This window comes from Pseudoalteromonas sp. QJM3NY_22, assembly GCF_056173065.1.
In genome coordinates, this window is the sequence record NZ_CM149655.1 from 3,254,439 (window position 1) to 3,276,370 (window position 21,932).

Annotated in this window: 21 protein-coding genes and 1 pseudogene; all 22 read right to left on the reverse strand. The window is 39.6% G+C overall.

The features are described from left to right. Window positions 1-2,205, reverse strand: a complete 2,205-nt coding sequence (locus AC0VZ4_RS14930) for a chemotaxis protein CheA (protein WP_475440037.1) — start codon at window positions 2,203-2,205, stop codon at window positions 1-3. A gap of 15 nt (window positions 2,206-2,220) precedes the next feature. Continuing rightward, a complete protein-coding gene (locus AC0VZ4_RS14935) occupies window positions 2,221-2,988 on the reverse strand; it encodes a protein phosphatase CheZ (RefSeq protein ID WP_475440038.1) in 768 nt (255 codons plus the stop codon). Window positions 2,989-3,005: 17 nt separating this feature from the next. Then, window positions 3,006-3,389, reverse strand: coding sequence for a chemotaxis response regulator CheY (gene cheY, locus AC0VZ4_RS14940; protein WP_007377943.1), 384 nt, complete (start codon window positions 3,387-3,389; stop codon window positions 3,006-3,008). 40 nt (window positions 3,390-3,429) lie between these two features. Then, entirely contained in the window at window positions 3,430-4,140 is a 711-nt protein-coding gene (locus AC0VZ4_RS14945) for an RNA polymerase sigma factor FliA (RefSeq protein WP_475441665.1), read from the reverse strand. Between the two features lie 26 nt (window positions 4,141-4,166). Continuing rightward, window positions 4,167-5,027 (reverse strand): MinD/ParA family ATP-binding protein, encoded by an 861-nt coding sequence (locus AC0VZ4_RS14950; RefSeq protein WP_475440039.1) that lies wholly within the window; start codon window positions 5,025-5,027, stop codon window positions 4,167-4,169. Further along, window positions 5,020-6,504, reverse strand: a complete 1,485-nt coding sequence (flhF, locus tag AC0VZ4_RS14955) for a flagellar biosynthesis protein FlhF (protein WP_475440040.1) — start codon at window positions 6,502-6,504, stop codon at window positions 5,020-5,022. Before flhF ends, AC0VZ4_RS14950 begins: the two co-directional genes overlap by 8 nt. 20 nt (window positions 6,505-6,524) lie before the next feature. Continuing rightward, the gene (gene flhA / locus AC0VZ4_RS14960) at window positions 6,525-8,636 is read right to left on the reverse strand and encodes a flagellar biosynthesis protein FlhA (protein ID WP_475440041.1); all 2,112 of its coding nucleotides are present in this window, start codon (window positions 8,634-8,636) and stop codon (window positions 6,525-6,527) included. Between the two features lie 73 nt (window positions 8,637-8,709). Next, window positions 8,710-9,840, reverse strand: a complete 1,131-nt coding sequence (gene flhB / locus AC0VZ4_RS14965) for a flagellar biosynthesis protein FlhB (RefSeq protein WP_475440042.1) — start codon at window positions 9,838-9,840, stop codon at window positions 8,710-8,712. A 9-nt stretch (window positions 9,841-9,849) separates the two neighbouring features. Next, a complete protein-coding gene (fliR, locus tag AC0VZ4_RS14970) occupies window positions 9,850-10,629 on the reverse strand; it encodes a flagellar biosynthetic protein FliR (protein WP_475440043.1) in 780 nt (259 codons plus the stop codon). Window positions 10,630-10,631: 2 nt separating this feature from the next. After that, window positions 10,632-10,901, reverse strand: coding sequence for a flagellar biosynthetic protein FliQ (locus AC0VZ4_RS14975; protein ID WP_007377950.1), 270 nt, complete (start codon window positions 10,899-10,901; stop codon window positions 10,632-10,634). A 40-nt stretch (window positions 10,902-10,941) separates the two neighbouring features. Further along, window positions 10,942-11,682 carry a flagellar type III secretion system pore protein FliP gene (fliP, locus tag AC0VZ4_RS14980; RefSeq protein WP_475440044.1) on the reverse strand — a complete coding sequence of 247 codons (741 nt, stop codon included), beginning with the start codon at window positions 11,680-11,682 and terminating at the stop codon, window positions 10,942-10,944. 4 nt (window positions 11,683-11,686) lie between these two features. Next, entirely contained in the window at window positions 11,687-12,070 is a 384-nt protein-coding gene (fliO, locus tag AC0VZ4_RS14985; RefSeq protein ID WP_475440045.1) for a flagellar biosynthetic protein FliO, read from the reverse strand. Continuing rightward, window positions 12,067-12,465, reverse strand: coding sequence for a flagellar motor switch protein FliN (gene fliN, locus AC0VZ4_RS14990; protein ID WP_342863771.1), 399 nt, complete (start codon window positions 12,463-12,465; stop codon window positions 12,067-12,069). Before fliN ends, fliO begins: the two co-directional genes overlap by 4 nt. A 20-nt stretch (window positions 12,466-12,485) precedes the next feature. Further along, a complete protein-coding gene (gene fliM, locus AC0VZ4_RS14995) occupies window positions 12,486-13,574 on the reverse strand; it encodes a flagellar motor switch protein FliM (protein WP_007377954.1) in 1,089 nt (362 codons plus the stop codon). Window positions 13,575-13,583: 9 nt separating this feature from the next. Further along, a complete protein-coding gene (gene fliL, locus AC0VZ4_RS15000; protein ID WP_096792646.1) occupies window positions 13,584-14,114 on the reverse strand; it encodes a flagellar basal body-associated protein FliL in 531 nt (176 codons plus the stop codon). A gap of 57 nt (window positions 14,115-14,171) precedes the next feature. Then, window positions 14,172-16,097 carry a flagellar hook-length control protein FliK gene (locus tag AC0VZ4_RS15005; protein ID WP_475441666.1) on the reverse strand — a complete coding sequence of 642 codons (1,926 nt, stop codon included), beginning with the start codon at window positions 16,095-16,097 and terminating at the stop codon, window positions 14,172-14,174. A 93-nt stretch (window positions 16,098-16,190) separates the two neighbouring features. After that, a complete protein-coding gene (fliJ, locus tag AC0VZ4_RS15010) occupies window positions 16,191-16,637 on the reverse strand; it encodes a flagellar export protein FliJ (protein WP_475440046.1) in 447 nt (148 codons plus the stop codon). Next, window positions 16,637-17,971, reverse strand: coding sequence for a flagellar protein export ATPase FliI (gene fliI / locus AC0VZ4_RS15015; protein ID WP_007377958.1), 1,335 nt, complete (start codon window positions 17,969-17,971; stop codon window positions 16,637-16,639). The genes fliJ and fliI overlap by 1 nt, the downstream gene beginning before the upstream one ends. An 18-nt stretch (window positions 17,972-17,989) precedes the next feature. Next, window positions 17,990-18,720: pseudogene (gene fliH, locus AC0VZ4_RS15020) on the reverse strand (flagellar assembly protein FliH). A 78-nt stretch (window positions 18,721-18,798) separates the two neighbouring features. Further along, window positions 18,799-19,839: a flagellar motor switch protein FliG gene (gene fliG, locus AC0VZ4_RS15025; RefSeq protein ID WP_007377960.1), complete on the reverse strand. Its 1,041-nt coding sequence runs from the start codon at window positions 19,837-19,839 to the stop codon at window positions 18,799-18,801. Beyond that, on the reverse strand, window positions 19,832-21,547 hold the full coding sequence (gene fliF, locus AC0VZ4_RS15030) for a flagellar basal-body MS-ring/collar protein FliF (protein WP_475440047.1): 1,716 nt from the start codon (window positions 21,545-21,547) through the stop codon (window positions 19,832-19,834). Before fliF ends, fliG begins: the two co-directional genes overlap by 8 nt. A gap of 20 nt (window positions 21,548-21,567) precedes the next feature. Beyond that, window positions 21,568-21,900 (reverse strand): flagellar hook-basal body complex protein FliE, encoded by a 333-nt coding sequence (fliE, locus tag AC0VZ4_RS15035; RefSeq protein ID WP_007377962.1) that lies wholly within the window; start codon window positions 21,898-21,900, stop codon window positions 21,568-21,570. Between the last annotated feature and the right edge of the window lie 32 nt (window positions 21,901-21,932).

A 21,932-nucleotide genomic window follows, 5' to 3' on the forward strand; every position in this document is an offset into this window, starting at 1 on the left:
TCAGCCCGCGTAATGTTTTAACATATTTGGTACATCTAAAATAAGTGCAATACCACCATCGGAAGTAATTGTAGCACCAGCCATACCGGGTGTTCCTTGTAATAAAGCATCAAGAGGTTTTATTACAACTTCCTCTTGCCCTATTAACGAATCTACGACAAAGCCTACTTGTTGTGTACCAATTTGGACAATAACTACATGACCATGTGCTTTACGCTGAGAGCGGTCAGCGCCTTTAACTAGCCAATGCTCAAGATAAAACAATGGAATTGCTTTTTTGCGCACAATAATTGTCAATTGACTATCAACAACATTCGTTTTAGTTAAATCGAGGTGGAATATTTCGCTAACACCCGCAAGTGGTAATGCAAATGTTTGCTCTCCAACAACAACCATTAAGGTCGGCAAGATAGCGAGAGTTAATGGTACTTTTATCTCTAAAGTAGTCCCAACACCTAACTCTGACTGAATACTTACTGAGCCATTAAGTTGGGTAATTTTGGTTTTAACTACATCCATACCAACGCCACGACCTGAAATATCCGAAATCTCTTCTTTTGTTGAAAAACCAGGTGCAAAAATTAAATTATATGCTTCAGTATCAGAAAGCCGGCTTGCTTGGTCGTGATCAAGAACACCTTTACTAATCGCTATTTTTTTCAGCTTCTCAGCATCCATACCAGCACCATCATCTTTAATGGTAAGTAAAATATGATCGCCTTGCTGAGATGCTGATAACGTAACAGTACCTGTTCTTGGTTTTCCAGCAGCCTCACGAAAATCTGGCATTTCAATACCGTGATCAACAGAGTTACGCACTAAATGCACTAAAGGGTCGGCTAATGCCTCAACCAAATTTTTATCTAAATCAGTCTCTTCACCAACTAATAATAGATTAATGTCTTTATTTAAGCTGCGTGCTAAATCACGAACAACTCGAGGAAATCGGCCAAACACTTTTTTAATTGGTTGCATGCGGGTTTGCATAACCGCACCTTGAATATCAGCAGTAACAACATCTAAGTTAGATATAGCTTTACCCATTGCTTCGCTTTCAGAATTCGTAGCCAAGCTAACTAAGCGGTTACGAACAAGTACCAATTCACCGACCATATTCATAATTTGATCTAAGCGTTTAGTGTCAACACGCACTGTCGTTTCAGCAGTTGGTGCAGTAGCCTTTTTTGGAGCTGCAGCAGGTGCTTTAGCAGCTGTTTTTTCAGCAGGTTTTGCAGGTACTGGTTTTGATGCTTCAACTTTTGGTACTGGGGCTGCTTTGGGCTTAGGAACAGCTTGTTTTGCGGCTGGTTTTTCAGCAATCGCAGGAGTGCTTTCTAAAGATTTAGGTGCAGTTCCCTTACCATGAAGTTCATCTAACAGTGATTCAAATTCATCATCACTGATATCATCGTTCGATGAATCTGTATTGTTAGTCGAAGGCGATGGCTTTTGTACATCAGGTGTAACATTACTTTCTTGCGCTGCAACAGAGCCGAAACTGCCAACACCATGAAGCTCGTCTAGTAAATTATCAAACTCATCGTCTGTAATATCACCATTAAAATCATGACTATTTGTGGGGGCTTTTACTGCCGATTCTTGGCTTGTACCATGTAATTCATCAAGTAGGTTTTCAAACTCATCCTCTGTAATTTCATCAATTTGAGAGTCAGTTTCAGATGAAGTTGGACCACTAAACAGCTCATCAAAAGCAAAAGGGTCCGCACCATCAGTACTGGGAGTTTGTGCTTCAGCGGCTTCTTCTTGAGGCTGTTCTACAACAACTTCAGGAGAAGTACCTGATAACTCGTCTTCTGTGGGGGGGAGACCTAACTTATGTAAAACTTCAAGTAGTTGAGGATCCGCAGGTTCTGGTTTATCACGATTTTGAATCGTCGCAAACATTTCATTGATAGTATCAAGTGCTTGTAAGATAACATCCATTAGCTCAGAATTAACAGAACGAACGCCCTGCCTTAACAAGTCGAATACATTTTCTGCGCCGTGACATGCGTCAACAAGCTCAGTCATAGCTAAGAATCCAGCACCGCCTTTTACGGTATGAAAGCCTCTAAATATAGCATTTAGCAACTCGGTATCTTCTGGATTGTTTTCCAGTTCAACTAACTGTTCAGATAAAAGCTCAAGGATTTCTCCTGCTTCTACAAGAAAGTCTTGTAAAATATCTTCATCGACTTCAAACATGCAGTTACTCTCCTCTTAGAAGCCCAAACTTGATAAAAGATCATCGACTTCATCTTGATCAGACACAACATCATTACGTGATTCTTTATCAATAATAGGCCCTTCAGGACCTGCTAATGTTTCTGGGTCAACTGGGTCATCTATTTTTTGTGGTTTTAGGGTGACTGCTTTACTGATATCTTGTTCAGAAAAAGCAGTTAAAAGATGAAGTAAGCTTTCTTCAACTTCCCTAACAAGTTCTATAATTCGGCGAATTACTTGACCTGTCAAATCTTGATAATCTTGGGCCATTAATATGTTAGTCATGAAGCTTTGTAACTCATCAGTTTTATGATGAGAACTGCTCATGAATTTATCAATGCTGTGGCACAGTACTTTAAATTCACCGAGTTCAATTTCACGACTCATTAGACGGTCCCATGTCGGTTTGATATGGGATATTTCATCCGCTAACTGTTGTGCTATCGGTAAACTCGCCTCAACCGCATCCATGGTTTTATTTGCAGCATTTTCTGTCATCTCAATGACATAATTAAGCCGTTTTTTAGCATCAGGTATAGCGTCGTTAGTGAGTTCTGTTAGGCGCGTGTCTAGCTCAAAGCCTTTTAAAGCTTCATGTAGTTGACGCGTCAACTTTCCCACTTCGTCAAATATTTCTGACTGCTCTTTAGATGCAGTATCTAAAATTAGTTGATCAGCTTTATCATGTTCGCCATTTTCTAAAAAAGTGACGAGCTGACGAGCTTGTTCTAAGGTTATCCGAGGCGCAGCAGGTGCTGGCATAAGCCTTTCCCCTATTATTAACCTAAGCGTTCGAACACTTTTTCTAATTTAGTTTTTAATGTGCCAGCTGTAAATGGTTTTACAATATAGCCATTAACACCAGCTTGAGCCGCTGCTATTATTTGTTCTTTTTTAGCTTCAGCTGTCACCATTAAAACAGGAAGGTGTTTTAATTTATCGTCAGCCCTTATCGCTCTCAAAAGATCAATACCTTGCATTCCTGGCATGTTCCAATCTGTTACCACAAAATCAAAAACTTGATTTTGTAACATGGGTAAGGCTGTAGAGCCGTCATCTGCTTCTTGGACGTTGGTAAAGCCTAAGTCGCGCAATAGATTTTTAATAATACGTCTCATTGTCGAAAAATCATCAACAACAAGAATTTTCATGTTTTTATCCAAAACATCCTCCAGTGAGGTCTTAACCTGTATTTACTTACTACTAGTTTATCCAGTCATTGATTTTTGCTTTTAGCTTAATCATCGCCTGACCATGTATCTGACTTACACGCGATTCACTTACATCGAGTATATGTCCAATTTCTTTTAAATTCATTTCATCGTTATAGTATAAAGAAAGTACCATCGCGTCTCGCTCTGGTAATGACTTGATAGCATGTAATAATGATTCATTAAATCGTTCATTTTTAACGTTGTTAAACGGTTTGTCTAGCGTTAAATCTTGGCCCGCCGTGGTAATAACATCTTCATCGACCCCGAGGTCTTCGATGCCTAACACTTTACTTGTGTTTACATCGTTTAAAATATGATGGTACTCATTTAACGAAATTTCAAGTTTTTCAGCAACTTCTATATCGGTTGGTTCACGATTTAAGTTACTTTCTAATCCAGCAATCGTCTCGGCTACAAGACGACTTTTTCTATGGACCGACCGAGGAGCCCAGTCACCACGGCGCATTTCATCAAGCATAGCACCGCGAATTCGTATTCCCGCGAACGTTTCAAAACTTGCGCCTTTGGTTGCATTAAAGTTTTTTGATGCTTCAATTAGGCCTATCATACCCGACTGAATTAGGTCATCGAGTTGGACACTTGGAGGCAAACGAGCAATTAAATGACATGCCACTTTTTTGACTAGCGATGCATGTTTTTCAACAATCACATTTAAATTTTGTGTTGATTGATATCCCATAGCTCTATTTACCAATGTTGTCATAATTAGCCGTTGACTAGCTTCTCAATAAAAAACTCTAAATGTCCTGAAGGTTGGTTAGGTATAGGCCATTTCACTGCTCTTGTCGCCAGTGCTTTAAAGGCAACTGAAGCAGGAGAACTAGGAAAAAGTTCTACAATCACTTTTTGACGGCGAGTTGCCTTACGCATATTTTCGTCATAAGGGATTGTTGCAACCAACTCCATTGACACATCTAAAAATCGGTCCGTTACTTTTGAAAGTTTTGCAAATAACTCATGACCTTCACGCATACTACGAACCATATTAGCTACAATTTTGAATTTATACACCCCATGCTCACGACTTAACACTTTAATAAGTGCATAAGCATCTGTGATTGAAGTCGGTTCGTCGCACACTACAACCATTACATCTTGAGCAGCGCGAGAAAAACTCAGTACCATATCTGAAATGCCAGCAGCGGTATCTACAATTAAGATATCAAATTCGGTATTTAATTCGCTAAAAGCGCGTATAAGGCCTGCATGTTCAGACGGTGATAATTCCACCATACTCTGCGAACCAGAGGTCGCTGGTACAATTTTAATTCCTGCAGGACCTTCAACTAAAATCTCATCGAGTTCACACTCACCAGAAAGTACATGTGATAAATTACGTTCAACCCGTAATCCGAGCATCACATCACAGTTTGCTAGACCTAAGTCGGCATCAAGTACTAAAACTCGATTACCTTGCTGGCCTAATGCTATTGCCGTGTTAAGTGAAACATTTGTTTTACCTACACCACCCTTGCCACCAGTAACAGCGATAACTTTTACGCCGTTGTTATTTTTTTGACTCATTTTGCGCAGGCCGCTTGCTTGATCTAATACTGTGTTAATCATACATCCCTACTGTGCTCGACGCCACTGATTGGTGTCGTGAATGTTGTGCTTTTATTCTTTTCAAATACAATTGCTCAGCTTTTTTTACTAGTTTTTCTGCATTTGCAACACGAATGTCTTCTGGAACTCGTTGACCATTAGTAAGATACCCTATTGGAAGGCGATTTTGAATCGCAATACTAATAATCTCACCTAAACTTAAAGATTCATCCAACTTGGTGAAAATACAACCACTTAACTGCACTTTTTTGAAATGTCGTACTGTTTCTTGCAAGACATTTATTTGCGCTGTTGCACTTAATACTAAATAACTACGAATATCAACACGTTGATTGCGCATAAGCGTATTCAATTGCTCTGTTAAACGTAAATCTCGTTGACTCATACCTGCTGTATCAATTAATACTAGACGTTTATTTCGTAAATGGTATAAAACTTCAGCTAATTCATTAGCATCTTTAACCTGCTTTACTCCACAACCGATAATTCGACCGTATGTTGCAAGTTGCTCATAAGCACCAATTCTGTATGTATCGGTGGTTATTAGCGCCACTTTATCTGCACCGTATTTCTGTGCGCCTAAAGCAGCCAACTTTGCAACTGTTGTCGTTTTCCCCACACCAGTAGGGCCTACCAATGCGTAAACACCACCTTGACGTAGTATTTCATTATTCGTAGTTTGCATCTGGTCTTCGACCATTGTTAACAAAGCCTTCCAACCTTGTTGGCGAGATACGTCATCAGGTACAAAACACGCCATTTGTTCTGCAACTTCTTTATCGATTCCCATACCAACTAAACGGTCAATCATACAAGCACGTGTGGGGTCACGGCGTGCCATATCTTGCTGCATTAAACCTGACACTTGGTGCTCTAGCAATTGACGAATAGCGTTCATTTCTTCACGCATTGACGTCATTTCTTCACTTTCATTATTTTTAACGTGCGCTTGAGGTGTTACAGGGCTATCTAGATCATCAAAATCACGATCTAAGTCATCAAAACCTAAACTATCAGCTTGGGTCTGTGGACGTGTTGGTGCAATATCTTCGCGAGCAAACATATTCGCTGAGCGAGGTTTGACAACAGGCTCTTGATAATTATCGGTCGTTTCAATGCCCGATTGAGAGAACATGGATGCTAATTCAGGTGAACGTGGGCGAGGAGATTGACGCTCTAGTAAAGCTTCTAAACTATCTGCAACTCTAGCTTGGGGTGCAGTTTTAGCTCGTTGAGGCTCTGGCTTTACAAAATTATGTATACTGTGTGATTGCGCTGAGTCATCTGCACGCGCTAAAGTATTTTGCGGCTGTGCAGCTGATTTAGGGGCCGCTTTTTCATAATCAACTGCGGCTACAATCTCAACGCCATTAGCCAGTTTTTTGTTAGACATAATAACCGCATCAACACCAAGCTCATCTTTCACTTCTTTAAGTGCTGTACGCATATCTTTAGCAAAAAAACGTTTAATTTTCATTATTCAACCCCTTTAAAATCTTATTGTTGGCCTACAGAGCTGACAATTTTTATCTGTCTTTCGTCTGGCACCTCTTGATAAGACATCACCCTTAATCCTGGTATGGTGTACTTAACAAAACGAGATAACACAGTACGTAACATTCCTGACGTTAACAGTATTGAAGGTTCACCGGCCATTTCTTGATTTTGATGCGCTTCATTCAATGATACTTGAAGTCGCTCTGCAAGACCTGGCTCTATACCGGCACCTTCATCGCCTGCATTTTGCAATGACTTATGCAACATCTGTTCCAACTCAGGCGCCAAGGTTATGACAGGTATTTCAGATGACATTCCAACCGCATCTTGAACAATTAATCTACGCAGAGAAATACGCACTGCAGCCGTTAATACATCAGGGTCTTGGCTACGCGGGCCATACTCAACAAGGGTTTGTACAATTGATCGCATATCGCGAATAGCCACCCCTTCGTTCAATAAGTTCTGTAGTACTTTCACAATTGCGGTTAACGGCAATACATCAGGGACAAGTCCTTCAACCAAACGAGGGTGACTCTTTCCAAGCATATCAAGTAAGTTTTGAACTTCTTCATGCCCTAGTAATAACGCTGCGCTGTTAGTTAACAACTGACTAATATGAGTTGCAACCACTGTGGCAGAATCAACAACGGTATAGCCTAAAGATTGAGCTTCGTCTTTTTGATCAGGTTTAATCCAAACCGCGTCTAACCCAAATGCAGGATCTTTAGTTTCAATTCCTTTTATTGGACCAAATACTTGCCCTGGGTTAATAGCCAGCTCATCACCATGCTTAAGCTCCCCCTCGCCAGTAGATACTCCCATTAGCGTTATTCTGTAAGCGTTAGGGTCTAGTTCTAAATTATCGCGAATATGAACAGGAGGAACTAAAAAACCAAGCTCTTGAGAAAGCTTTTTACGCACTCCTTTAATCCGGTTGAGTAGTTCACCACCTTGTGATTGATCAACCAGCGGAATTAATCTATACCCTACTTCTAATCCTATGACATCAACTTGTTGAACATCATCCCAACCAAGCTCTTTTTGCTCTTGTTTATTAGCAATACCTGTCGCGGCGCTTCCGCCATTTGCAGCTTCTTCAGCTTCGGCTGCAGCAGCTTTGATTTTACTTTGCTGCGTGTAATAGGCTAAGTAACCAAGTAGTGCACCTAAACTCAAAAAAGCAAAATGCGGCATACCAGGGACTAATCCCATGATGATCAAAATACCTGAGGCAATAAAGAGTGATTTTTCGTTACCAAGTTGCTTCTTAAATTGGTCACCCATATTAAGCGACTCATTTTGACGTGTTACTACAATAGCGGTACCTATTGAAAGTAGTAAAGAAGGTAGTTGAGCAACCAAACCGTCACCAATGGTTAGAAGTGTATATACTTCCATTGCATGGCTAAAACTTAAGTTATGCTGGATCATCCCAACAAATAAGCCACCTACAATATTAATAATTAAAATAACGATACCGGCTATTGCATCGCCTTTTACAAACTTACTCGCACCATCCATTGAACCATAAAAGTCAGCTTCGCGAGTTACTTCCTCGCGACGGTCACGCGCTTGCTCAGCACTAATAAAGCCCGCATTTAAATCGGCATCTATTGCCATTTGTTTACCTGGCATTGCATCAAGGGTGAAACGTGCAGATACCTCAGAAATACGCCCCGCACCCTTTGTTATTACTACAAAGTTGATAATGATAAGAATTAAAAATACAACTAAACCAACTGCATAGTTACCACCAATTACAACTGAGCCAAATGCTTCAATGACCTTACCGGCAGCATCACCACCGTTATGACCCTCAAGTAACACAACTCGAGTACTAGCAACGTTGAGCGCTAAGCGCATAATCGTAGCGATAAGTAATACAGCGGGAAACATACCAAATTCAACTGGTTTCATCGTGTAAACGGTCACGAGTAATACAACTAATGCGAGCGCAATATTAAACGAAAAAAGGATGTCGAGTAAAAATGGCGGTAATGGTAAAATCACCATTCCCAGTGCAGCAAGCACAAGCAAAGGAGTCCCTACTCCTTTGGCATATTCTTTTTTTTCTCTGTTAAGTTGTTGTAATATCGCTTTAAAACTCATAATTCTACAATTTCAAAAAATTGACACTATATAGATTTAGCAATAACTATTCCAAGTTAGTAAACTTGCGATATTAATACTTATAGGCGTCGGGGATGGGGAGTTTATTACTAAGCTTTGTAGGGCGTTTTCCTCGTCCCTTGTTAAAACGTTTTAGCTGAAATACATACGCTAGCACTTGTGCAACAGCCGTAAATAGCTGATCAGGTATTTGGTCGCCAACTTCAGCCGTATGATAAAGTGCTCTAGTTAGCATGGGGGACTCTACAATGGGGACTTCATTACCAATTGCTACTTTACGAATTTGCATTGCCATCTCGTCAATACCTTTGGCTAGTACAATAGGCGCTCCTGCACGTTCCGTATCGTACTTTAAAGCGACTGAGTAATGAGTTGGGTTAGTAACAATAACATCTGCATCAGGCACATCTTGCATCATGCGTTTTTGCGACATTTGCCTTTGTGTTTGCCTAATACGTGCTTTTATTTGTGGATCACCTTCCGAGTTTTTATACTCATCTTTAACCTCTTGCATTGTCATTTTAAGTTGCTTATTATGGTTATAACTTTGAAATGGCGCATCAATTGTTGCAATAATAATTAAAGTACATGAAAGCCCTAAAAACATCCACGCTAAAATCTCTAAGGCATGAATAATATTACCCGGTGCACTTTCTAAGCTTAAGTGCAGTATTTCATCAAAAAAAGTATCAATTAAAAACACTGCAAAACTTGCAACTAAACCAAATTTTAAAAGTGACTTTATAAGCTCAACAGCCGCTTGCGAGCCAAACATTCGCTTAAAGCCCTTCATTGGTGACATTTTGCTTGCTTTAGGCGCGGCAGCTTCCCAGCTAAAATTAAAACCACCTAACAATGTATTACCAATAAATGCGGCTAAAACAATAATTAATACAAACATGGCCATCGGGAACATCAAAGCATCAGCAACTTCTCCCCAAACGGCAAACATTTTAGTTGTATCAAATGCTTCATTACGGTTTAAGCTAAGTGTACGGCCCATCACATTATATAAACCTTTGCCAATTTCTGGTCCATACATCAAAAGAGATATAGCCGAAAAAATAAGTACAAACATGGTACCTAACTCTTTTGAGCGCGCTATTTGACCTTTCTTTTTAGATTCGTCAAGTTTTTTGGATGTGGGTTCTTCTGTTTTTTCCTGCCCTGAGTCTTCAGACATGACTTTCTCCTAAGGTGAACAACCAACTAAAGTACACATTAGCTCAATCATTTTTAACCATTGAAACTCAAACTGAGTAACAAAGTTGCCTAGTGTCGCCCAAATAATAATAAGCCCAGCGACCAAGGTTAACGGAAAACCAATAGAGAAAATATTTAATTGAGGCGCTGCACGCGTCATAATACCAAACGACATATTAATAACTAGCATAGCTGTGAGCGGTGCAAGGGAGAGCACAAGTGCTGTAGTAAACATCCAGCCCCCCCATGTCACTATGTCCCAGTAATGATCTACAGACCACCATGTACCATCAATCGGTAGCACTTGAAAACTATGGACCACCATCTGAATCATCATTAAGTGGCCATTAAAAACAAAAAATAGAAGTGTCGCTAAAATCAGAAAAAACTGTCCAACAGCAGGTACACTTGCACCATTAGAGGGATCAATAACTGAAGCAAAACCTAAACCTGTTTGCATTGCTAATATTTGCCCAGCTAACACAAAGGTGTTTAATAAAAGTATAGATGCAAAACCAATCGCAATACCAATCAGCATTTGCTGGATAACAACTAGAATCATTTCAAACGAAAACAAATTAGTGAAAGTGGCTGGAGGTAATACAGGTATAACAACGAGAGTTACTACAACAGATAACCCCATTTTTATCCGAGTAGGGACGTTTTTAGCACCCAAACCAGCCATAATCATTATCATTGAGCTGATGCGAACTAAGGGCAGCAAAAAATCACTCAACCATTGAATTACGACTGAAAACGGATACTCCACTTTTAACCTGCTATTTCAGGAATGAGCAATACTAAGCGAGTGAAAAAATCCATTAATTCTTGAGTAAGCCAATGGCCACCCACAATTAGCGCACTTATAGTGATTAATAAACGAGGTAAAAAACTGAGTGTTTGTTCATTGATTGATGTTGCAGCCTGAAATACAGCAACAATTAAACCAATAATTAGGCCAGGTACTACAATTGCAGACACCAACTTAATAACCAAAAACAAGGCATCACTTAGAATATCAACAAAAATTTCCGGTTCCATGTTGTACTCCTATTATTGAATTACATTAATACTTTGCATACTAAGTCCCTAAGCCAAAGCTTTTTGCTAAGGTACCCATCACTAAGCTCCAACCGTCAACAAGTACAAATAACATAATTTTAAACGGCAAAGACACTATCATAGGAGAGAGCATCATCATACCCATCGCCATTAATACAGAGGCAACAACTAAATCAACAATTAAAAATGGAATAAAGAACATAAAACCAATTATAAATGCAGTTTGTAATTCGCTAGTCACAAACGCGGGTATCAATACGATTAATGGCGTTGCTTCTGGAGAATCTAATTGATCGTAACCAGCTATTTTAGCAAACGTTTCCAAATCCTTTAGCCGGACCTGAGACAGCATAAATTTTTTCATTGGTTCTTTTGCAAGCTCCAGTGCTTGTATTGACGTTACTTGTTCATTTAAGTAAGGTTCTATAGCTCTTTCATTTACCTGCTGGTAAATAGGAGACATTATAAAAATACTTAAAAAAAGCGACATGCCTAGTAACACTTGATTCGACGGTGTTTGCTGCAAACCAATTGCTTGGCGTAAAATAGCAAGCACAACAATAATACGTGTAAATGAGGTCATCATGATTATAGCGGCTGGTATAAAACTCAGCGCCGTCATAATCGCTAAAACTTGTAACGTTACTGAGTAATCTTGTGTGCCATCGGCGTTTGTTGTAATGGTTAGCGCATCAATACCCTCAGCACTGACACTTGGTACAAATACCATGGCGAAAATAATAAGCAGCCACTTTGTCATAGGTCTAATTCTTTTTATTTTGGTTTGATTGCGGGTTTAAAAATTTACCAAATCGTTTAGCTAATTCAGGAAGTTCTTTTTCGCTTAATGGGGTTTCTAACTTGTGTAAGTAATTAATACTGTGAGGCGTTACACCAAGTAAATGCTGCGCATTGTCTATTTCAACAACCATTAAACGCTCACGAGAACCTAAAGGTAGGCTTCTGACTACTTTAAACTCATCGCTGTTTGCTAAATTTGGATTAAGCTTCTTTACAAAAAATGCCAGCACGATGATAAGTACTAGCACCATTACGAGTGACAGCACCATAGAGAGTATATCTCCAGTTGGTGTTGCCACATCAGCTTTTGAAAAAACGGAGCTCGTTAAAGTAACTAATAAGCTCATCGTAGTTTTTTGATCCGCTCTATTTGGCTTATTACATCAGTTAAGCGAATACCAAACTTGTCATTTACTACAACAACCTCTCCATGAGCAATCAAAGTGCCATTAACCAAAACATCCAATGGCTCACCCGCAACACGATCAAGTTCAACAACTGATCCTTGGTTAAGCTGCAGTAAATTACGAATATTTATTTTAGAACGGCCAACTTCCATAGAAATGGTAACTGGTATGTCTAAAATCGTATCGAGTTTACGTTTTTCATCGCCGCTGATTTCGTGCTTTGAATCACTTAACTCATCTAATTCCGCAACATGCGCCTCAGCACCGTCATCTGGGGTATCGGCTTCTGCAAGCGCAGCAGCCCACTCGTCCATAGTATCTTGATCATCACTCATACTTTTAACCTTTTAATCAATTACCAGTCTAAATCTACACCATCAGAAAGGTGTAAATCATCCTCTAATTCTGCTAATTCTGCATCTGAGTCAATTTTCTTGCCGCCTTTGGTAAATACATGCAGCTCAGATTTAACTGAATCAGGTCGTTTAATTTTTTCGCTAATCTGTAGGGCAACACTATCACGAGAGCGGCCCATTTTGGCTCTGAATGTAGGTAACTCTTCGACAAACACTGTAATGTGCTCAGGCATTTCAACAGGGATTATATCGCCTGCTTTGAGTTCCATTATTTGCTTTAAAGACAAATCAACTTCAAGTAATTGAGTTGATAATCCCACTTCTACATCCATAATTTCATCGCGGAGCGCTTTACTCCATCGTAAATCGGTATCTTCAGTATCCGACTGCACACCTGCATCTAACAGCTCTCTGATTGGCTCAAGCATGGAGTAAGGTAACGCTATGTGAAAATCACCACCACCACCATCAAGCTCAATATGAAAAGAGCTAATAACTACAACCTCTGTGGGGCTCACAATATTAGCCATAGCAGGGTTGACCTCTGAGTCGAGGTATTCAAAAGATACATCCATGACAGGCGCCCATGCTTCTTTGTAATCTTCAAAGATTATTTTAAGTAGCATTTGTACAATACGACGTTCTGTTGGTGTGAACTCGCGGCCTTCTATTTTTGCATGATAACGTCCATCGCCACCAAAAAAGTTATCAACCAAAATAAACACAAGTCGTGCTTCCATGGTGATTAGTCCGGTGCCTTTTAGTGGTCGAAAGCGAACCATATTTAAGCTGGTAGGTACAAAAAGGGTGTGAATATATTCACCAAATTTAATCATTTGCACACCATTTATCGATACTTCAGCAGTACGGCGCATCATGTTAAATAGGCTAATTCGCATATGCCTAGCAAAACGTTCGTTAACAATTTCAAGTGTCGGCATGCGACCACGCACGATTCGATCCTGCGAAGAAAAGTCGTACTGAAGTGTACTACCTCCGCCGTCTTCACTATCGTGCTCTTCCTCTTCGACATCATCAACACCGTGTAATAACGCATCAATTTCGTCTTGGGATAATAAATCGCTCACGCTAACCCCTTATTGCATCACAAAGCCGGTAAACAGAACCCGCTCAATTACTTTACTACCTTCAACGCCTGCCAAAGCTGTTTGTACTTTTTCAAGAGCAGAAAAACGCAATGTTTCTTTACCTGCACTCGTACTTAATTCATCAGCTGTAGTTGTAGAAAATACACTTAATAACGTGCCTTCTATAAGTGGGATATGTTTTTTTGCAGTTTCTTCATTGACTTCACCACGAACCAATAACTGCACTTTAATTTGTACAATCCTATCACGACTTGAACCTGGTACATTAAATACAAAAGGTCTGGGCATAGCAACATACAGAGCACTGCCAATCGAAGCAGATGAGCCTGAAGCAACTGGAGCCTCAGCCACTATGGCTGTTTCTTCATCTAACGTTTCTGCTGGGACATCATCAGAACCTGACATTAAAAAATAACCTGCGGCGGCACCAACAACAAGTACAACGGCAGCAATAATAATTATCAGCTTCTTTTTACTTTTACCTGTTTCTTCAATTTCTAAATTAGTGTCTTCAGCCATTGTATTTCCTTTATTTGCAAAGGTACTTATTTGTTTTAGTTATTATAATAGCAGTACTTAGGCATAGTAATCTATTGCTGATGAAGTTTGTTGTCGAGAACTTTGTAGTTGAGCCTCTACTGAATCGGCACTTTCTTCGTTAATGGTATCTTTATTAACCAAACCGTTTTTTGAATCATCGTCATTTTGTTCTGTGCTTTCGTTCTTAGAATCACCATATGAAATACTGCTATCGCCTAATTCAATACCTTGTTGTGCAAGCATTTCACGTAAACGAGGTAATGATTGTTCTAACGCCTCTTTTGCTTGCTGATTTTGTACTACAAAATTAATTTGGGCTTGCTCAGCATCACTTCTAATACGTATTTGCATACTGCCCATTTCAGGTGGATCTAAGCGTATTTCAGCTTCTTTATTGTTAATACTTAGCATTGAGCTGACACGCTCTTGCAAGAGCTTAGCGGCATCACTTTTAATAATATTAACCGCCTGCATAACACCCGGATCAATACTCATTTGCTTACTTTGCGCAGTGCTTTGTAATTGTTGAGATTGCAACACTTGCGTATCTAGTATTGCTTGTTCATAGCCTAAAGTATCGTAATTACTTAATCCGCCCCTTTGCAAGGTATCAAGTGCGCCTGTGATTTGTGTAAATAGCTGCATAGAACGCGGGGTTAGCTGTTCTGTATTATTGATTTTAGAGCCATTTTTTTGAATCGTGTCTAGTTGTTTTATCAAATCATCGTCCGCCTCAGCCACTTGGTCTGGCAGACTACTATTTTCATTTATTGTCGATTTCACACTCTGCTTCTGCGGATTGTAAACAGTATTTGGAGTTTCACCTGCAACAAAAGTAGTGATTTTATTCTTTGGTTGTTCTAAATTGATTGATGTTTCAAGCACACTTACCGCTTCTTTAAGGTAAGTTAACTGAGCACCTTGTGGCTGTTCGGTTTTAATATAAGTTGTTAGCTGAGACAATAACGTTTGTTTTTCAGTCGTCGTTAACGCGCTAATTTCTGCATTAAAAGATTGTTTAGGTGCTAAAGCTTGTGGTTTATTATTTTCAGTCACAAACGCATTAAGCATTTGTTTTAAAGCCGTAATATCATCATTGTTAGTTGATTTATTTACGGTTTGAGATTGAGTAATTAATTGTTCACGCTGCTCAGGAGTCAAACTTGCCAATGTTTTATCTAACTTTATTGCACTATCATCTTTACTTAACAACGTTTCAACTGCAGCACTGTTACTGCTTTGAGAGTCCACATTACTTACACGTTGAGTATTCGTGATCTCACCTTCTGGCGTTTTATTGTTGTCTACTAAGGCAGGTTTAATTAGAGGTTCATCAGCAGCAACACGTTTAGCGACGCCTGGTTTATCTATAATAGGCCCCTCTTTATCGTGTTCATCTTTATCAACGACTGGATTTAATTGCTCATCGAGCCTCTCTGCGGCAAAACCTTTATTTATATTATTTTTATTTAATGCTGGAGCATCGCTAGTATCTTTGTCAGTGGCTTGCGATTCAGTACTCTTTTGTTCAGTGGTCTTTTGCCCGATGCTTTGTGATGCACTTGAAATTATATTATCAGCGGATTTACTTTTAGTTTTATCTAAATCAGTATCAATAGTCGCAGAACTCTGTTCAGAGTATTTTTTAACTGATATATCAATAGCTTGTGCAGAGTTAATTTGAGCAAGTATACTATCTCCAGATAAATTAGTATTATCTTGGTTTTCTTGCTCATTTTCTACAATATCGGTTTTGGCCTGTTTAGGCTCAGTGGTACTAATCGAATCTTTCGCATCATCTGAAGAGCTACGTTTACTTGCCACTTCAATTGAATCATGCGCACTGTGTAACTGATTTAGAAACTCAGTGTTATTGCTGTCTTTATCTTTAGCTAAACGATTGTCTTTAGAGGCTAAATAAGAATCTTGCTCAGACGCAACCAAACTAGAAATATCATTCATCACCATAAACCACCTAACATTATTGCGGCAACACGCCACCGCATATTGCCAAAAATTAAAGACTGCCTAAATAAAGCAATTTACGTGCCTAATTTATAAAACTTTACGACGCTGAAAAAATTGGTTGGATGAAAACTCATCTAACATTTTTTGCTCACTTTTCGCAATAAGTACATCTGCTTTTAATTTTTGGTTTTCAATTAACTTAGCAACAGCTTTAGCTTTAATTTGTTGCTTTAACCAAATTGCTTTTCGTTGACTGACTACTTGTTTAGCCGTGTTAACTGTACTCACCTGTTGGCGAATTGCTTCTTCTATTTTTGCTATAAAAGCATGATATTGACTAAATCCTGCACTTGATAAACCTGACTGGCCTTTTACATGTAACTGTTGCATGTATTCCATTCGAAAATCATTCAAACCTTGTAATTTTTGTTGATTGGCCTGCAAATTCTGATTTGCTTGTAGGTAGCTCATGCGCAAGTTTTCTTCTTTGTCATTTTCAAGTTTGAGCAGAAAATGTAGCTTATTCTTAGCCATTATGCTTGTCCTAATAGTTGTGCTAAGCCTTGTAAGCCATCATCGTAACTAATCACATCACGCATACCTTGCTGTAAAAAAGTATTAACTCTCGGCATCATATTAATAGCTTGATCAAGCATTTGGTCAGTGCCTTTTTGATAAGCGCCTAAAGTGATCATATCTTTATTTTGCTGATACATAGAATATACCTGCTTAAGCACACGAGCTTGTTGCATATGCTTTTGTGAGACAACTTGAGGCATCACTCGTGAAATCGACTTTTCAATATCAATTGCCGGATAATGACCACTGTCAGCTAAATCACGGGAAAGTACAATATGGCCATCTAAAATAGCCCGTGCAGCATCAGCAATGGGGTCCTGCATATCATCACCTTCACTTAATACTGTGAAAAAAGCCGTAATTGATCCCTGCCCTTCCCCGCCGTTACCGGCGCGTTCCACCAGCGCCGGTAATTTAGCAAACACTGATGGCGGATAACCTTTTGTAGCTGGAGGCTCGCCAACAGCAAGTGCAATTTCACGTTGTGCCATTGCATATCGAGTAACTGAATCTAGTAGCAACAATACATTTAAACCTTGATCACGAAAATACTCAGCAATTGTTACAGCACTTTCACAGCCTTTTAAACGCATAAGAGGAGATGAATCAGCCGGTGCAGCAACAACAACTGAACGTTTTCTCCCTTCTACACCAAGAATCTCTTCAATAAATTCTTTTACTTCTCGGCCACGCTCACCTACTAGTCCAACAACAATAACATCGGCCTCACTGCCGCGTGTCATCATACCTAAAAGCACCGACTTACCGACACCAGAACCTGCAAACAAGCCCATGCGCTGGCCTTGACCTACAGTAATGACCGAATTTATAGCACGCACTCCCACATCCATAGGCTGGCTTATCGGACGTCGAGAAAGTGGGTTTATAGTATTTTGTGCAAATTTTAAATAATGTTCCGCATTTATTTTACCAAGACCATCAAGTGGGCGACCTAATCCATCAACAACGCGGCCTAACAAACTCATTCCAACGGGTAAACCTAAGTTATTGACCTGAGGGATCACTCGAGCACCAGGTAATACTCCTGAAATATGATCATTAGGCATTAGGTAAAGAGTTTGCTCATTAAAACCTACTATTTCGGCATCAACAAAACCATTCATAGTTTCTATTTTGCATTGGCTTCCAACAGGTGCACGTAAACCTTTTGCTTCAAGAGTGAGGCCTACGACACGTGTTAAAATACCCGCTACCGCGAGGGCTGGTGTATTAATATGCTGTTTATATTGAGATAAGCGTTCGCTTAAAGATGCACATTGTTCAGACATGACATGCCAATAAAGTAGTTAGATACCACTATTATGCAAAAAACTATCCAATGTTTCTTTGACGCGAGTTTTCAAGGTCATATCGAGTGAGGATTGGACTGTTTTAACCTCGCAACCGCCACGTTCAAGTGTAGGTTCAGCGATTAGTTGCCAATTATTATCTGCGATGGTTTGTTCTCCATAGCTTTTTTTATGAGTTCTAAATCTTCTGGGTGTAAATGTATACGTACCTTTTCTTGCTCAGCATTAAGCGAATCTATACTAAATTTAAGTGTATGTAAAATAACATCAGGAGAGGTTTTTACTTCTTGGTAAATTATTGCTTCAGCAAGCATTACTGTCAATTGGACTAATTGTTTTTCAACTTGTTCATCCACTTTATTCAAAGGAGTAGTTAAATTATCTAGTATACTACGCAAGCCCGTGAGTTGCTCTTCAATTAATGGTTTTACGTCTTCATGACCTTGAGTTTTACCCAGTTCAAGCCCCTCTTTATAACCGGCCTCTTTTCCCTCTGTAACGCCCTTATCAAAACCATCAATATAACCTTGCTCATGACCTTGTTTAAGACCTTCTTCATAAGCATCTTGTCGAATTCGCTCAAGTTCAGCCATAGTAATAGAAGGTAATTCAGGTTCCTGAGGTTCCTCTACAGGTACCTCTTCAGCCATTTCTTTTTTGTATAAATCAGAAAGTGGTGTGCCAAAAGCAGTTGAACGATCTCCAAAACTTCTTTCGTCCGGAGCCATATTGGGCACTGACCAGTTTTTTAATAATTCATCTGCTTCTTCTGCATTGAGTAGACGACCTTTTAACTTACTCATGCTCTACAGGAACTCCTCGCCACCACCGCCACCTAGCTGAATCTCGCCAGAATCAGATAAACGACGTGCAGTTGATAAAATTTCTTTTTGCGCAGCTTCAACTTCACTAATTCTTACAGGTGCCATTGCTTCTAAATCATCAGCAAGCATTTCTGCTGCACGTTTAGACATGTTACCTAATATTTTCTCTTTAAGAGCATCGTCTGTGCCTTTAATCGCTTTCATGAGTACATCTTGTTGTACTTCACGCAAAATTGCTTGAATGCCACGGTCTTCAACATCCATTAAGTTTTCAAATACGAACATTAAGTCTTGAATTTGCTGTGACATCTCTTCATCGTGCTCACGAATAGAGTCCATTAACTGCCCTTCTACATTTGTATCAAGGTAGTTCATAATATCAGCTGCAGCTTTTAAACCGCCCATTTTCGCTGCTTGCGCACCCGCTTGACCTGCAAATTGTTTTTCCATAATTTCGTTGAGTTCTTGCAATGCCGCTGGTTGAACTTCTTCAAGATTAGCAATACGCATAGTTAAATCTAAACGTACTTTTTCAGGAAACTGTGCCAATATTTCAGCAGACTGCTCTGGCTCTAAATAAGATAAAACAATGGTTTGAATTTGCGGATGCTCATTACGAATAATATTCGCTACCTGCTTAGAGTCCATCCACTTAAGAGAATCAAGTCCCTTAGCGCCTGATCCCATAACAATTTGGTCAATAAGGCTGGCCGCTTTATCTTCACCCAATGCAGCTGTAAGTGCTTTTTTGATAAAATCTTCAGATTGGAAGCCTATCGTACTAAAACTCTGAATTTGTTCAATAAACAAATTATGCACGGCACTTATTTTAGCTTGAGACAAGTCATCTAAGCCCGCCATTGCCATACCCACTTTTTGTACCTGCTTAGGTTCTAAATGCTTGAGTATTTGCGCCGCATCTTCTTCCGATAAACTCAAAAGTAATATAGCCGCTTTATCTACACCATCGAGCTTATCAACATCAAATGCTGTTGGCAGTTGTTTTTGTTCTTGATCAGTCATCTTCTCTTAACCACGCTTTCACTACTTGTGATGATAGTTCTGGTTCGTTAGCTACAAGGGCACGAATTGCTTTTAATAAGTCCTCGTCACCATGTAGGTCTGGTAACTGTAGTGTACCATCGCTAGAGAAGCCAATTGAAGCAGAATCAAAGTCTTTATTTAGCATATCAAGTGTACTGTCACCAATATCAACTCCTGAACTCAATGCATCTTCATCATACTCTTCCAAGGTATTATCTGGGTAAATTAGACGTTTTAGCATTGGCTTAACTACGGCCATAATAAGAACAATAATTACTAAGGCACCTAAACCAAGACGCACATACTTTACAAACCAATCTTGCTCCCACATTGGGACTTCAAGGTCTAAACCTGTCGTTTCACGCACAAATGGCACTGTTACCACTTCAAGTGCATCGCCACGCTGCATATCAAACCCTACACCGCCTTGTAATAAACGACGAATATTTGACAATGCCTCCACTGAGCGTGGTGTCATGGTCGTTTCGCCGTTTTCATCCACTTTTGGAATATAATCAACTGCAACCGATACACTTATTCTGCGTATTACCCCCGTTTGCTGGCGTTTATGCGAGATAGTAGTATCAAGCTCATAGTTTCGCGTAGATTCTTTGTGATTACGAGTTGGCGAAGTGCCTGTTCCTGCACCACCTTGTCCTGCTACTTCTGGAATATTCGAGTTTAGTGGTGGTTGATTCGTAAGCGCACCTGGAATACCAACGGCTAAACCGCCTATGTTATTTTCTTCAAATGTGGTTTCACTTCTCACTGCAGGTAAATCTGGATTGTAGCGTTTTTGTGTTTCTTCTATCGCACTAAAGTCCATACTTAAATCAACTTGGGCTGTGTAATTTGCAAGCCCTACGACAGGTATTAAAATGCTGTCTATTTTTTCTAAATATTCTTGTTCTCGTTTACGTTCTAAATCGTATTCTTTACGAGAACGTGCTGCTAATGAGCTTTGCGAACCTGAATTTAATAAGCGACCATTTTGATCTGTAACAGTAACCCTAGCTGGCTCTAAGCCTTGTACTGCTGAAGCAATCATATCAACAACAGAGTCTATCTCTTCACCATTAAGAGAGCGTCCACGTTTAAGTGTTAACACAACGGTGGCAGATGGCTTTTTCTCTCTGCGCGCAAATACGTTCTCTTTTGGTATCGCAAGCAATACTTTCGCACGAGTAATATTATTAAGCTCTTCTATAGTACGTGCTAATTGCTGCTCTCTACCATGTTTGAGGCGTTCACGTTCAAGACGCTGACTGACCCCAAACCCCATATCTTGCATGATAATATCTGATCCCGAAGTCGGTCCTTGGTCTAACCCTTCGCGAGTCATTAATAATTTTATATTTTGATATTCACTTTCATCAACCGATACGACATTACCATCAAGTTGATATTCTATCTTTTGTGCATCTAAAAAATCGAGGGTTTGAATTAACTCTTCTGTTTGCATTTTACCCAATGGGCGCATATCTGGCTGACGTGCCCAAATAATGATAAAAATGGCAATAGCCAAACAAATAGCCAGAGCTATAACCAGTGTCACTTGGCGTAATACATCTGTACCATTTAAAGCACTTAAATAGCCTGATTTCTGTTCTTGTTGATCATCACTATCACTTTGGTCGATATCACCACTAGCAAGTGCAAGGTCTGTAGATTGGTTAGATTGCGCCACGATAATTCTCCACTACCTAGTTAGACAGGCATGTTCATGATTTCTTTGTAAGCTTCTACAAGTTTATTACGAACCTGTACTGTAGCTTCAAATGCAACCGAAGATTTCTGAGAAGCAATCATCGCCTCAGCAAGCGATACACTTCGGTCACCCATTTCAACTGCTTTTACTTTTTGGCCTGTATCTTGTTGTAATTCATGCACTGTATTTAGTGCATTACTTAGCATATCGCCAAATTGTGCAGTAGAAGTAGACTGCACTTGAGTTGGCAATTTATTAATTTGATTATTACGGCCAGCTTCAAGGGCCATTGATTGCATTTCTTGAAAGACAGCGCTATTTTGAATTTTCATAATTTTTCTCTGACAATGCAGTTAAGCTTATA